The following is a 13,846-nucleotide window of genomic DNA, read 5'->3' as shown; positions in this document are numbered from 1 at the left end:
GCGGCATGAACACTGCCACTTTCCGCGACGAGACCATCACCCGCGAACGCATGCAGGCCATCGTGGCCGCGCATCCGCGTGCGGCCGTGTTCGACGGCTGCACGTTCGACAACGGCGACTTTTCGCGGCTGGACATGGACGGCTTCCAGTTCAACCAGTGCTCGGTGGCCGGCGCCTGTTGGCTGGCCGCGTCGCTGGAAGAGAGCCAGTGGACAAAATGCCGGGGCGGCCAGTGCGATTTCAGTTCGGCGCTGCTCAGCGATGCGCGCTTCTCGCACTGCGATCTGAACAACAGCCACTGGCGCCGCGCGACGCTGTCGTCGGTACGCTTCGAGGACTGCAAGCTGACTGGCGCGCACCTGCAGGAAGTGACCGGCTGGGCACTGGAGTTCCGCGACTGCCTGCTGGTCAGCGCCGACCTGCGCGGCCTGTCGTTCCGCAAGGCGCAGCTGGAGGGGATGGATTTTTCGGACGCCGAGCTCTCCGGCTGCGACTTCCGCGATGCGGTGTTCGAAGGCGGCAGCCTGCGCAATGCGCAGACACGGCTGACGCGATTTGAAGGGGCGGACCTGCGCGGCACCGATATCAGCGGGCTGAACGTGATGGACAGCAAGCACTTCAAGAAGGCCGTGATCTCACAGCGGCAGGCGGCGGCCGCGCTGGCGGCATTCGGGTTGATTGTGGCGTGAGGCGCGCGCGCGCGCCCCGTCGCTCAGGCGGTTACGCCAGCAGCCGCTCGACAAGGCGCTGGTAGAGCGCCGGCAGGCGCTCCAGATCCGCCACGCGCACGTTCTCGTCCACCTGGTGGATGCTGGCATTCACCGGCCCCACTTCGATGCACTGCGCACCCAGCGGCGCGATGAAGCGTGCATCGGAGGTGCCGCCACCGGTGCTTTCCTCCGGCGGCGCCCCCGCGAATTCACCCAGCACCTCGCGCGCGACGCGGCGCAGCGTGCCTTCTGGCGTGTAGAACGGCTCACCGCTGCGATGCCACTTCAGCGTGTACTGAAGCGAATGACGGTCCAGCAGCGCGGCGATTTCCTGCTCCAGCACCGGTGCGCTCCAGTGCGGGTTGTAGCGCAGGTTGAACAGCACCTGCAGCTCGCCCGGGATCACGTTGTTGGCGCCGGTGCCGGCATGGATGTTGGACACCTGCAGGCTGGTCGGCGGGAAGCTCTCGAAGCCGTCGTCCCACCGCCGGGCGGTCAGTTCGGCCAGGGCCGCCGCCGCCAGGTGGATCGGATTGCGCGCCTTGTCCGGGTATGCGACATGGCCCTGCACGCCCTTCACCGACAGCGTTGCCGAGAGGCTGCCGCGGCGACCGACGCGCAGCAGGTCACCCAGCACGGCGGTGGACGACGGCTCACCGGTGATGCACCAGTCGATGGTCTGGCCGCGCGCGCGGAAGATATCGGCCACGCGACGCACACCGTCGATCGCATCGCCTTCCTCGTCGCTGGTCAGCAGCACCGCCAGCGTGCCCGGATGGCCGGGATGGGCGGCGACGAACTGCTCTGCTGCCACCACGAAGGCGGCCACGCTGCCCTTCATGTCGGCCGCGCCGCGCCCGTACAGCACGCCGCCGCGGATCTGCGGATCGAACGGATCGCTGGTCCAGTCCGAGACCGGCCCGGTCGGCACCACGTCGGTGTGGCCCAGCAGCACCAGCACCGGCGAACCGCTGCCGTGCGTGGCCCACAGGTTGTCGACGTCGCCCAACCGCAGGTGCTCGCAGTCGAAGCCGGCACGTGCCAGCCGCTCGGCCAGCAAGGCCTGGCAGCCGGCGTCCTCGGGGGTCACCGAGGCACGTGCGATCAGGTCGCAGGTCAAGGCCACGACGTCGTTCACGCGCCCACTCCGAACCGCTGCTTGAAGCCGTTGTCCGAAAAACCCTGGGTCATCACGCCGTCGGCGCTGACCACCACCGGCCGCTTGATCAGCTGCGGGTACTCGCGCAGCAGCAGCTTCCATTCCGCTTCCGAGTCGGCCGCCTTGCGGTTCTCGGGCAACTGCCGCCACGTGGTCGAGGAACGGTTGATCAACGCGGGGAAGCCCCCGGCCTGGGCCGCCCAGTCGATCAGGGTCTCCGGCGACGGCATGTGCTCGCGATAGTCGACGAAGGTGTACGGCACCTGGAAACGGTCCAGCCACTTGCTGGCCTTCTTGCAGGTGTCACAGTTCTTCAAGCCGTAAACAGTGGTCGTCATCGCAGGGCTCAGTCGGCCAGGCCGCGCAGCAGGTCGTTGACGCTGGTCTTGCTGCGCGTCTTGGCATCCACCTGCTTGACGATCACCGCACAGTACAGCGAGTGCGAACCGTCCTTGGACGGCAGCTGGCCGGAGACCACCACGCTGTACGGCGGCACCGACCCGTAGCTGATCTCGCCGGTGGCGCGGTTGTAGACGCGGGTGCTCTGGCCGAGGAACACGCCCATGCCGATCACGCTGTGGTGGCCGACCACGAAGCCTTCCACCACTTCCGAACGCGCGCCGATGAAGCAATGGTCTTCGATGATGGTGGGGCTGGCCTGCAGCGGCTCCAGCACGCCGCCGATGCCGGCGCCGCCGGACAGGTGGCAGTGCTTGCCGATCTGCGCGCAAGAGCCCACCGTGGCCCAGGTGTCGACCATGGTGCCCTCGCCCACGTAGGCGCCGATGTTGGTGAAGCTCGGCATCAGCACCACGTCCTTGCCGAAGTAGCTGCCGCGGCGCGCGATCGCACCGGGCACCACGCGCACGCCGGCACGGCGGAACTTGGCCTCATCGAAGCCGGCGAAGCGCGACTCGACCTTGTCCCAGAACGGCGCCGGGCGCGCGTCAACCACGGCCATGTCGTTGACCCGGAAGTACAGCAGCACCGCCTTCTTCAGCCATTCGTTGACCTTCCAGCCGCCATGGCCGTCGGGCTCGGCAACGCGGAACTCGCCGGTCTCCAGGCCGTCGATGACGCGGCCGACCAGCGGCTTGGTCGAGCCTTCGATTTCATGCAGGGTCAGCGTGGCGCGGCGTTCGAAGGCGCTCTCGATGCCGAACTTGAGTTCTTCCACGCCCGGGATGGCCGGCTTGCGCAGCGACTTGCGCGCGATGTTCTCGGCGCGCTTGGTGGCCGTTTCGGCCGCACTGCTGGCGGCGGTCTTCTTGACCGGCGCCTTCTTCACTGCCGGTACGGCTTTCTTTGCAGCGGTCTTCTTCACCGCCGGGGCAGCGGCAACGGTCTTCTTGGCCGCCGCGGTCTTGGCGGCAGTCTTCTTGGCGGGCTTGGTAGCCATCAGTGGGGGTCTCCGGCGTTTCGATCAGGGTCCAGGCAGGCCAGCATGGCGTCGCGCAACTGCTGCCTGGCGGTTTCGGTCAGGGGGCGGTCGTGTTCATCGCTGATCACGAACATGTCTTCGGCGCGTTCGCCGAACGTGGCAATGCGCGCGTCATGCACGCGCAGGCCCTGGTTGCGCAACACGAAGGCGACGTCGGCCAGCAGCCCGGGGCGGTCGGGGGCCACCAGGCTGAAGCGCGTGCCGCCTGTGTCGTTGTCATTGGCATCGCGGAACTCGATCCGCGGGGCGAAACGGAAATGCCGCAGCTGGCGCGGAATCACCCGCCGCGACGGACGCAGGCGGGTCAGGTCGCCGGCCAGCGCCTCGCGCAGGGCCGCTTCCAGGCGTGGCGCGTCGCCGTCGGCGAAGCTGTCGGCCGGCGTCACTTCGAAGGTATCGAAAATGGTCTCCACCGGCCCGTCCAGCACACGCGCGCGGTGGATGCCGTAGCCCTTGCGGTCCAGCGTCATCACGATCGCAGCGAACAGGCCGTCGCGGTCGGGCGAATGCACGAACACTTCCAGCGCATCGTCCTCCGCGCTGATCCGGCGCACCTTGACCAGGGTCTGGCCCTGCTTCACCGGCACCAGCGCGGCGGCCTGCCAGGCCAGCTGTTCGGGGCGCAGGCGGATGAAGCTCTCGTCCGGCATCACCGTGAACTGGCGGTCGATGGTGGCATCGTCGTAGCCACGTTCTCGCACCAGCGCACGTACCGATTCGCGGGCCTCCAGCACGCGCTCGGCGGCCGGCATCTGGTTTTCCAGGCCGTCGCGCAGCGCGCGGCGTGCGGCGAAATAGAGGTCGGCCAGCAGCCGGTCCTTCCAGGCGTTCCACAGTTTCGGGCTGGTCCCGGCGATGTCGGCACAGGTCAGCAGGTAGAGATAGTCGAGCCGGTCGCGACTGGCCACCAGGGTGCCGAAGCGCTGGATCACGTCCGGGTCGGAGATGTCCTGCTTCTGCGCGGTCACCGACATGCGCAGGTGCTGCTCGACCAGCCATGCCACCAGCTCGGTGTCCGAACTGCCCAGCGCATGCGCCTGGCAGAATTCGCGCGCGTCGACGGCGCCGAGTTCGGAATGATCGCCACCGCGGCCCTTGGCGATGTCATGGAACAGCCCCGCCAACAGCAGCAGTTCGGGCTTGCGCAGCCGCGGCCACACTTCATGCGCGATCGAGAAACGTTCGTCGGCGCGGCTGCTGGCGAACAGGCCGATGTTGCGCAGGACCATCAGCGTGTGCTGGTCCACGGTGTACACGTGGAACAGATCGAACTGCATGCGCCCGGACACCTGCGCGAACGCCGGAATCCACTGGCCCAGCACGCCCAGGCGGGCCATGCGCGCCAGCGTATCGACCGCGCGCGGGCTGCGCAGCAGCGCCATGAACTGCTCGCGCGCGGCGGCACTGGCGTCCCCGTACGCCGGCAACTCGGCCAGCGCTTCGGCCAGGGCGCGCGCGGTGAGCGAGTGCAGGCCGCGCACATCGGGGTTGTAGGCCCAGCTGGAGAACAGTGCGAACACCTGTTCGATATCGCCCTGCGGCCACTGCGGATCATTGGCCGCCAGGTAACCCCGGCGCAGCGAAAACCCCACGCTGACCGGCTCGGGAACGGCCTCGCCATCGAACTGTTCTTCAAAGCGCTGCAGCAGCCGGTCGCTGATCCGCCTCACCACGGTGGCGCTGCGGTAGAAGCCCTGCATCATCTTTTCGACCGCGAGGCTTTCCACGTCGTCGGCAAAGCCGAGCCGCGCCGCCAGGGTCTTCTGGTAGTCGAACCGCAGCCGTTCTTCCGGCCGGTTGGCCACCAGGTGCAGGCCGAAGCGCAGCTGCGCCAGCGCACAGCGTTCGCGGCGCAGCGCGGCGGCCTCGTCCGGGCCCAGGTGGCCCAGCCCGACCAGTGCTTCCAATTCGCGCACGCCAAACGCGCGCAGGGCCATCCAGCCCAGGGTGTTGAGGTCGCGCAGGCCGCCCGGGCCGTCCTTGATGTCCGGCTCCAGGTTGTCGGCGGTGTCGCCGAAGCGCTGGTGGCGGGCCAACAGTTCGTCGCGCTTGGCCAGGAAGAACTCGCGCGGCGGCCACAGGCCGTCGCCGTTGACCGCCTGCTTCAGTGCCTGCCGCGCGGCCTCGTCGGCCACCAGCGGGCGCGATTCGATCAGCGCGGTGAGCACGGTCTGGTCCGCGCTGGCCTGCACGCATTCCTGCGCCGAGCGCACCGCGTGGCTGACCGGCAGGCCACAATCCCACAGCAGGGCGAACAAGCGGGCCAGTGCGGCCTCATGGGCACGCTGTGCCGCGCTCGCGCCGAGCACGAGCAGGTCGATGTCCGAGCGCGGGAACAACTCGCCGCGTCCGTAGCCGCCCACCGCGAACAGCGCCAGGCCGGCGTCGGCCGGTACGCAGCGCTGCCAGGCGAGGCGGATCAGATGGTCGGCCGCGCGGGCCCGCAGCGCCAGCAACCGTTCGATGTTGTCGCCCTGGTCGAAGCGGCGGTACAACCGCGCATCGGCCTGCTGCAGGGTCTGGCGCGCCTGCGCCGCCCACTCGGGGTCGGCGACGGCATCGGCCGGCGCGTCCATCATCGGGCTCGCCGGCAGCATGCTCAGACCTGCGATTCGCCGGGCGACAGGGTCAACACATCCACGCCGGTCTCGGTGACCGCGATCATGTGTTCCCACTGTGCCGACAGCTTGCGGTCCTTGGTGACCACGGTCCAGCCATCGGGCAGCACCTTGTTGTAGCGGGTGCCCTCGTTGATCATCGGCTCGATGGTGAAGGTCATGCCCGGCTGCAGCACCAGGCCCTGGCCCGGACGCCCGTAATGCACCACCTGCGGCTCATCGTGGTAGACCTTGCCGATGCCATGGCCGCAGTACTCGCGCACCACGCTGAAGCGCTCGCCTTCGGCCAGCGACTGGATGGCATGGCCGATGTCGCCCAGCGTGGCGCCCGGCTTGACCGCACGGATGCCGGCCCACATCGCCTGGTAGGTGGTGTCGACCAGACGGCGGGCCATCGTCGACGGCGTGCCGGCGTAGTACATGCGGCTGGTGTCGCCGTGCCAACCGTCCTTGATGACGGTGACATCGATGTTGACGATGTCGCCTTCCTTCAGGACCTTGGCTTCGCTGGGGATGCCATGGCAGATGACGTTGTTGACCGACGTGCACACCGTTTTCGGGAAGCCGCGGTAACCGACGTTGGCCGGCGTGGCTTTCTGCACGTTGATGATGTGGTCGTGGCAGATGCGATCCAGCTCTTCGGTCGTCACGCCCGGCTTGACGTACGGGGTGACGATGTCGAGCACTTCGCTGGCCAGGCGGCCGGCGATGCGCATCAGTTCGATTTCCTGGGGAGTTTTCAGATTCACGCTCATGGCGCCCATTATCGCCGATCCTGAGCCATTCTGAACGGGAACGGCTGGAACACTGACAGCCCGGGTTCGGGCCGGTGACCTCCCCGAGCGCGCCGGGATAGCGGCGCGCCAACGCAGAAACTGTGAAAACCGGCCAGTTTTCGTCACACCCCCCCTACAACCACGCTCTTATAAGGGAACCAGCGCCCCCGGGCGCCCTCCCCCTGCAGTACGGCGGCATCGATTCGTTCATCCAGGACCTCGTCCAAGGAGAAGACCCGTGCGATCCCTGCGACCCCTGCTGTTCAGCCTCGGCCTCGTGGCCGTTTCCGCGCCGGCCCTGGCGGCCGACACCACCACCTTCAACGTCAAGATCATCATCACCAAGGCCTGCACGATCACGGCCGCGGCGGCGACCGACGTCGATTTCGGCTCGGCCCTGTCCACCGCCACCACCCCGTCCAACGCGCAGGGCACCATCACCGCGCAGTGCTCGGCGCTGACCCCGTACACCATCGCGTTGAATGCCGGCAGCAATGCCGGCACGGCCAATGACGTCACCACCCGACGCATGAAGAACACCAATGCGGCGGTGACGACCAACAATTTCGTGGGTTACCAGCTGTACCAGGACGCCGGCCACAACACCGTCTGGGGCGCAACGACCGGCACCAACACGGTGGCCGCCACCGGCACCGGCCTGGCGGTGGCCTACAACGTGTACGGCCAGGTCGCCAATCCCAGCGTGAACAACGCCGCGACCGGTAGTTACCAGGACACCGTCACCGCCACCATCTCCTACTGAGGTCGCCATGCGTGATCTCGAACGCGGGCGCGCGATGCGCGCCACGGCGGGGGCGTGCGCCTGGGGAATGCTGATGCTGCTGGCCGGTACCAACGCGCAGGCCGCCAGCCTGCAGGTGGCCCCGACCTCGCTGCAGCTCACGCCGCGCCAGAACGCCGAGGCGTTGTGGATCAGCAACAGCGGCACCGCCCCGGTGGATGTGCAGGCGCGGGTGTACCGCTGGACCCAACAGGGGGGGCGCGACACCCTGGAGCCGACCACCGAGTTGGTGGTGAGCCCGCCGATGCAATCGTTGGCGGCGGGACAGCAGCAGTTGATCCGGGTGGTCCGCGCACATCCCGATCCGCCGACGCGCCAGCTGGCCTACCGCGTCATCGTCGATGAAGTTCCGACCCTGGACCCCACGCGGCAGGGCATGCAGTTCGTGCTGCGCTATTCGCTGCCGGTGTTCATCCAACCCGAGGGCGCAACGGCGCCGACCCCCGACCTGCAGGCGCGCGTGCTGCCGCAGGCCGACGGCACGCTGGTGCTGGAGGTCCACAACCGCGGCAGCGGCCACGCCCAACTGGCCGACCTGGCGGTCGGCACGCCGCAGCAGCCGCAGGTGTTCCAACCCGGGCTGGTGGGCTATGTGCTCGGCGGCCAGACCATGCGCTGGCCGCTGGACATCACTGCCGCCCGCATGGCCGGGGCGACGCTTTCGGCAAAGATCAATGGCGCGTCGGATCCCACGCCACTGTCCCCGACGCCACCGGCTCGCTGAGGCCTGCGTGCGCATCGCGCTGGCTACAGGCGTGGTTTCGTCGGGCCTTGCGCCCGCCGCGCGGGCCGCCGGGGAGACCCTGGAAGGGGCGGCCGACGTCGGCGCCACGGGCGCGTCCGGCGAGGCGATGCTGCCCTCGCCCACCCCGCTGACGGCACCGCAGACGCTGTACCTGGAGGTCACCCTCAACGGCAGCCCACGCGGGTTGCTGCCGTTCACCGAACTGGCCGGGCAGCTGCGCGCCGATCCGGCGGTGCTGCGCCAACTGGGCTTCAGCGCGCGCGGCGAGGCGCCGGTACCGCTGGAGCAGATCAGCGGCGTGGTGATGCGCTACGACGCCTCCCTGCAGACCCTCGCACTGGAAGTGCCCCTGTCACAGCTGAGCCTGCCCACCACCGAGCTCGGCCCGAGCGCCCAGACCACGCCGGTGGCGAGCGCCTCACCCGGCGCGCTGCTCAACTACGACGTGTACGCCAGCCACAACCAGGACGTCGGCAACCTGGCGCTCACCACCGAGTGGCGGCTGTTCGGCATCGGCCGTGGCGTACTGCAGAGCAGCCAGCTGCTGCGCACCTACCAGGACGGGGTCGGCGACGGTTGGCGCGGCGAGAGCGTGCGCCTGGACAGCCGCTGGCAGCTGGATTTCCCCGACAGCGCGGTCACCCTCACCGTCGGCGACTTCTTCAGCGGCTTCGTCGACTGGAGCCGGCCGGTGCGCATGGGCGGCATCCAGGTCGGCCGCAACTACGGCCTGCAGCCCTACCGGGTGCTGACCCCGACCCCCAGCTTCCTCGGCGAGGCCGTGGTCCCCTCCAGCGTCGAGCTGTATGTGGACGGCCTGCGCCAGTACAACGGCGAGGTGCCGGTGGGCCCGTTCCAGCTGGCGGCACAACCCGGCATCAGCGGCACCGGCAATGCCCAGGTGGTGATCACCGATGCGTTCGGACGCATGCAGACGCTGGACTTCGCGTTCTACGGCACCCAGCAGCTGCTCGCGAAGGGGCTGTCGGACTGGTCACTGGGGGCCGGCCGCATGCGCCGGGACTACGGCATCCGCTCGTTTTCCTATGACAGCGCCACGGTGGGCAGCGGCACCTGGCGCTACGGCGCCAGCAACCGCTTCACCGCCGAACTGCACGCCGAAGGCGGCGGCGGCGTGGCGACCGCCGGCGCGGGTGGGTGGCTGCTGCTGGGCCAGGCCGGCGTACTCAACGGTTCGTACGCGCACAGCCGTCGCGACGGACGCGACGGCGGGCAATGGGCGCTGGGCTACAGCTGGAACAACCGGGTATTCAACCTCAACGCCGCGACCCGACGCACCCATGGGGATTTCCAGGACCTGGGCAGCCTGCAGGGGGCGCTGCCGCCGGACGTGATCGACCAGCTCACGGTCGGTGCCAGCCTGGGCCGCGGCGGCTCGCTCAGCGCGAGCTATCTGCGCCTGTCCTATCCGGACGGCGACGATACCCGCTATGCCAGCCTGTTCTGGAACCGCACCTTCTCCGAGCGTTTTTCCGCCTACGTATCAGCCAACCAGAACCTGTCCGACAGCCGCGACCGCAGCGTCTACCTGTCGCTGTCGGTGAACCTGGGGCGCAACCGGCAGGGCAGCGTGTCGGCGCAGCGCAACGGCGACCGCAACCTGTATGCCGTGGACGTGTCGCAACCGGTCCCCGGCGACGGCAGCCAAGGCGGAGTTGGCTGGCGCGTACAGGCACGGCATGGCGACGACGGCACCGGCGGCCTGGCCGAACTGGGCTGGTTGAACCGTGTTGGCCGCTACTCGCTGGGGGTGGCACGACAAGGCGACGCCGACTTCGCCTATGCCAACGCCAGTGGCAGCGTGGTCTGGATGGGCGGTCACCTGTTCGCGGCGCGCGAAGTGCCCGACGCCTTCGCGGTGGTGTCCACCGACGGCTTCGGCGGCATTCCGGTGCGGCTGGAAAACCGGCCAATCGGGGTCACCAACGACAAGGGCCTGCTGCTGGTCACGCCGCTGCTGTCCTGGCAGCGCAACCGGCTGTCGATCGACACCCTCGACCTGCCGGCCGACATGCGCGCCGATCGGGTCGACACCTGGGTCACGCCACGGCAGAGCGCCGGGCTGGGGGTGGACTTCGGCCTACGCCGCACCCGCGCCACCACCGTGGTGCTGCACGACGCGCAGGACCGCCCGCTGGCGGCGGGCAGCCAGGTGCAGCTGCCCAACGGCCGCCGCGCGACAGTGGGTTACGACGGCGAAGCCTATCTGGAAGACCTGCCGGCCCAGACCCCGCTGCAGGTCGACACCGCGCAGGGCCGCTGCAGGGTCACCCTGAGCATGAGCTACGCCAACGGCGGCGCGCCGGACCGGGTGGGCCCGCTGCGCTGCCTGCCGGAGACGCCGCGATGAGCCTGCGCGCCTGGCTGCCGTGGCTGCTGCTGGTGGCGCTGGGCGTTGCCGGCGCCGCCCGTGCCGACACCACCTGCACCACCACCACGCCGGTAACCCTCGCATTCGGCAACATCACCAATGCCGCCGGCACCCCGACCCCCAGCACCACCACCTTCAAGATCACCTGCAACACCGCCGGGCTGAGCCTGCTGGCCACTGCCTCGGTGCGCGCCTGCGTGGGGCTGGGCACCGGCAGCACCGGCACCACCCTGTCGCCGCTGCGCCAGATGACGAATGCCAGCGGCGATCCGATGAGCTACCAGCTGTACACCACGGCGGCGGGGGGCACGATCTGGGGCCTGACCCCGGGCGCCAGCCCCGCGCCGCTGGTGGTCGACCTCAACTACTCCGTGCCCGTGCTGGGCGGCAGCGGCGAAGCCACGGTGGTGATCTACGGCCAGGTGCCGGCGCTGCAGACGCTGTCGTCCGGCGGCTACAGCAGCGCCTTCAGCCTGGCCAACGTGCGCCTGGAGTACGCGTTCAACGAGGTGCTGCTGGGCACCGCCACCGCGCCGCCGCTGTGCACCAGCGTCAGCGGCGTGACCGGCCACAAGGTCGCCACCGGCGGCTTCCCGTTCACGGTCACCGCCAATGTGCTGCCCCAGTGCAGCACCTACGTCACCACCGACATGGACTTCGGCAGCAATGCCGGCGCCATCGCGGCCAACATCGACCGCACCTCGACCATCGGCCTCACCTGCCTCAACCGCACGGCCTACACCGTGGCGCTGGACAACGGCCTGCACGCGTCCGGCACGGTGCGGCGCATGCAGCACACCACCAACCCGGCCTGGTTCATTCCCTACGAGCTCTACAGCGACAGCAGCCGCAGCCAACGCTGGGGCAGCACGGTCAATGTCGACGTGGTCGCCAGCACCGGCAACGGCGGCGCCCAGCAGCTCACCGTCTATGGGCGCGCACCGGCCAGCGTGGGCCCGGTGGCCGCCGGCAGCTACAACGACCAGATCAAGGTGACGATCACCTACTGAGGGGCACTCAAGTCCGGCGTCGGCGGGTCGATATTGCCAGCGACCCCTCGCTGCCGATCCGGATGAACCGACGCACCCGAGTTCGCTTCGCCTTGAGCGCCGCCCTGAGCGCCACCCTGCTGTGCTGCCTGCCGGCGGCCCTGGCCGACCCGGCCACGCCGCTGCGCGTGCACCTGCGCATTGTCGACGCCTGCGCGCTGGACGGCGCGGACGCCGTCGCAGGCTGCGCAGTGGCGCACCAGCGCAGCGACGACGACACCCCCGCCGCACCGCAGGTGCAGGCCCTCACTCCAGCCCCGGACGGCGACGATGACGACGCGCGCCCATGGCTTACCCTCACGTTCTGACCCGCGCCTGGGCGCTACTGGCGCTGCTGCTGTGTTCGCCGGTTGAGGCGCTGGAGATCTCACCGCTGCGGGTCACGCTCGCGCCCGCGCAGTCCGATGGCGAGCTGTGGCTGTACAACGACGCGGCACGCCCCTGGAGCGGGCAGGCCCGGTTGTATCACTGGGACCAGACCCACGCAGCCGAGGTGCTGGTACCCGCGCAGGACCTGGCCCTGAGCCCGGCCACCCTGACCCTGGCCGCTCACGCCCGCCAGCGCGTGCGGGTGGTGCGGCTCGGTCCCGCGCCGGCCACCGAGCAGGGGTACCGGCTGGTCATCCGCGCCGGCGCCGACAGCCCGCCGCTGCAGGTATCGCTGCCGGTGTTCATTGCCGGGCCGGAGCCTGCGGCCGCGCCCGCCCTGACCGTGCAGGTGCATGCCGAGGCCGACACCGCCACGCTGGAGCTCTACAATGCCGGCGGCAGCCACGCGCGCCTGGCCGACCTGGTCTTCACCGACGACCAGGGCCGCGAGCGCCCGATCCTGCCCAACCTGGCCGGGTACGTGCTGGCCCAGCGCTCGCGCCGCTGGCCCCTGCCCGGGCCGGCCGCGACCTATGCCGGCGGCCACTTCAGCGCCCGGCTGGGTGAGGCAGCGCGGCAGCCGCTGGCCAGCCCGACCCCGCCAATTGCGCCGCTGGCCGGCCCGACCCCGCCAATTGCGCCGCCGGCCCTGCCCGGGCTATAATCGACTGGATTTCTTCGCGCCTTGGCGCAGGAAACCCGTCAACACCGGACGTCACCGGTGAATCCACACCTGCCGCCCATATCCGTGCCGGGGTGCTCCGCGAGGAGTTCGGACACGGAAGCGACAGGGAAGCCAAACCCCGGAACCATCCGCCTCACGGCGGACCGCCCAACTATTACCCGTGGCGGCTGGTTCCTTATCAGGAGTAATGCAATGCCCCAGGTCACCATGCGTCAGATGCTGGAAGCCGGCGTCCATTTCGGTCACCAGACCCGTTACTGGAACCCCAAGATGGGCCAGTACATCTTCGGCGCCCGCGGCAAGATCCACATCATCAACCTGGAAAAGACCGTTCCGCTCTTCAATGACGCGATGAACTTCATTTCCAGCATTGCCCAGAAGCGCGGCACCATCCTGTTCCTGGGCACCAAGCGCAGCGCCCGTGAATCGATCCGTGAAGAAGCCGAGCGTTGCGGCATGCCGTTCATGAACCAGCGTTGGCTGGGCGGCACGCTGACCAACTTCCGCACCGTGAAGCAGTCGGTTGCCCGCCTGAAGGAACTGGAAGCCGGCGAAACCGACGGTTCGTTCGAGAAGCTGGTCAAGCACGAAGTGCTGGGCCTGCGTCGCGAGCGCGACAAGCTGGAAGCCTCGCTGGGCGGCATCAAGGACATGAACCGTCTGCCGGACGCGATCTTCGTCATCGATATCGGCCACGAAGACATCGCCATCAAGGAAGCCAAGAAGCTCGGCATCCCGGTGATCGCCGTGGTTGATACCAACTACAACCCGGAACTGGTCGACTACGCGATCCCGGGCAACGACGACGCCATCCGCGCCGTGCAGCTGTACGCCCGCGCTGCCGCCGACGCCGTGCTGGAAGGCAAGGCCGCTGCTCCGCACGCTGCCACCGTCCGTGAAGAAGAGTTCGCCGAAGCCGCGACCGAAGAAGCCAAGCCGGCCCGCCGCGCTCCGGCCAAGAAGGCTGCTGCCGACAAGGGCGAAGCCCAGGCCTGATCCAGGCCCGGGGGGGGGGGGGGGGGGGGGGCCCCCCCAGGTTCGGGGCGGGGGGGGATGCGATGTTTGGCCCCAAGGGTGGGCCGCGGGCAACACCCCTGGGC

The 13,846-nt window shown here is 69.2% G+C and carries 13 protein-coding genes; 8 read left to right on the top strand and 5 right to left on the bottom strand.

Translation table 11 applies throughout. The features are described 5' to 3' along the window. The first annotated feature begins 5 nt into the window (after nt 1–5). Nucleotides 6–689 carry a pentapeptide repeat-containing protein gene (locus ACOZHM_RS16300; RefSeq protein WP_421570358.1) on the top strand — a complete coding sequence of 228 codons (684 nt, stop codon included), beginning with the start codon at nt 6–8 and terminating at the stop codon, nt 687–689. A gap of 31 nt (nt 690–720) precedes the next feature. Here the strand turns inward: ACOZHM_RS16300 and dapE are convergent, their stop codons facing one another. From dapE to map, 5 genes are read right to left on the bottom strand one after another with little or no spacing between them, the layout of a single operon-like run. After that, nucleotides 721–1,848, bottom strand: a complete 1,128-nt coding sequence (gene dapE / locus ACOZHM_RS16295; protein WP_421570357.1) for a succinyl-diaminopimelate desuccinylase — start codon at nt 1,846–1,848, stop codon at nt 721–723. Next, the gene (locus ACOZHM_RS16290; RefSeq protein ID WP_421570356.1) at nt 1,845–2,207 is read right to left on the bottom strand and encodes an arsenate reductase; all 363 of its coding nucleotides are present in this window, start codon (nt 2,205–2,207) and stop codon (nt 1,845–1,847) included. Before ACOZHM_RS16290 ends, dapE begins: the two co-directional genes overlap by 4 nt. Nucleotides 2,208–2,215: 8 nt before the next feature. Continuing rightward, complete coding sequence (dapD, locus tag ACOZHM_RS16285; RefSeq protein ID WP_421570355.1) at nt 2,216–3,268, bottom strand: 2,3,4,5-tetrahydropyridine-2,6-dicarboxylate N-succinyltransferase; 1,053 nt, start codon at nt 3,266–3,268, stop codon at nt 2,216–2,218. Next, nucleotides 3,268–5,889: a [protein-PII] uridylyltransferase gene (locus ACOZHM_RS16280; protein WP_421570373.1), complete on the bottom strand. Its 2,622-nt coding sequence runs from the start codon at nt 5,887–5,889 to the stop codon at nt 3,268–3,270. Before ACOZHM_RS16280 ends, dapD begins: the two co-directional genes overlap by 1 nt. Before the next feature lie 20 nt (nt 5,890–5,909). After that, nucleotides 5,910–6,683, bottom strand: a complete 774-nt coding sequence (map, locus tag ACOZHM_RS16275) for a type I methionyl aminopeptidase (protein ID WP_421570354.1) — start codon at nt 6,681–6,683, stop codon at nt 5,910–5,912. A gap of 259 nt (nt 6,684–6,942) precedes the next feature. Here map and ACOZHM_RS16270 point away from each other — a divergent pair, with 259 nt between their 5' ends. The 7 genes from ACOZHM_RS16270 (at nt 6,943) to rpsB (ending at nt 13,742) form a co-directional block, all read left to right on the top strand. Then, nucleotides 6,943–7,467 (top strand): spore coat U domain-containing protein, encoded by a 525-nt coding sequence (locus ACOZHM_RS16270; RefSeq protein WP_421570353.1) that lies wholly within the window; start codon nt 6,943–6,945, stop codon nt 7,465–7,467. A 7-nt stretch (nt 7,468–7,474) separates the two neighbouring features. After that, nucleotides 7,475–8,230, top strand: a complete 756-nt coding sequence (locus ACOZHM_RS16265) for a molecular chaperone (protein ID WP_421570352.1) — start codon at nt 7,475–7,477, stop codon at nt 8,228–8,230. Next, entirely contained in the window at nt 8,181–10,622 is a 2,442-nt protein-coding gene (locus tag ACOZHM_RS16260) for a fimbria/pilus outer membrane usher protein (protein WP_421570351.1), read from the top strand. The genes ACOZHM_RS16265 and ACOZHM_RS16260 overlap by 50 nt, the downstream gene beginning before the upstream one ends. Next, the gene (locus tag ACOZHM_RS16255; RefSeq protein WP_421570350.1) at nt 10,619–11,653 is read left to right on the top strand and encodes a spore coat U domain-containing protein; all 1,035 of its coding nucleotides are present in this window, start codon (nt 10,619–10,621) and stop codon (nt 11,651–11,653) included. The genes ACOZHM_RS16260 and ACOZHM_RS16255 overlap by 4 nt, the downstream gene beginning before the upstream one ends. A 62-nt stretch (nt 11,654–11,715) precedes the next feature. After that, complete coding sequence (locus ACOZHM_RS16250) at nt 11,716–12,000, top strand: hypothetical protein (protein ID WP_421570349.1); 285 nt, start codon at nt 11,716–11,718, stop codon at nt 11,998–12,000. Next, complete coding sequence (locus ACOZHM_RS16245) at nt 11,979–12,725, top strand: molecular chaperone (protein ID WP_421570348.1); 747 nt, start codon at nt 11,979–11,981, stop codon at nt 12,723–12,725. Before ACOZHM_RS16250 ends, ACOZHM_RS16245 begins: the two co-directional genes overlap by 22 nt. A gap of 213 nt (nt 12,726–12,938) precedes the next feature. Beyond that, nucleotides 12,939–13,742 (top strand): 30S ribosomal protein S2, encoded by an 804-nt coding sequence (gene rpsB, locus ACOZHM_RS16240; RefSeq protein ID WP_421570347.1) that lies wholly within the window; start codon nt 12,939–12,941, stop codon nt 13,740–13,742. Nucleotides 13,743–13,846 lie beyond the last annotated feature (104 nt).

Origin of the sequence: Stenotrophomonas sp. PD6, from assembly GCF_049199305.1 — a bacterium.
In the GTDB taxonomy this organism is placed as follows: Bacteria; Pseudomonadota; Gammaproteobacteria; order Xanthomonadales; family Xanthomonadaceae; genus Stenotrophomonas.
Note: the sequence above shows the minus strand (reverse complement) of the source record. Positions and strands in the feature narration are given on the sequence as shown.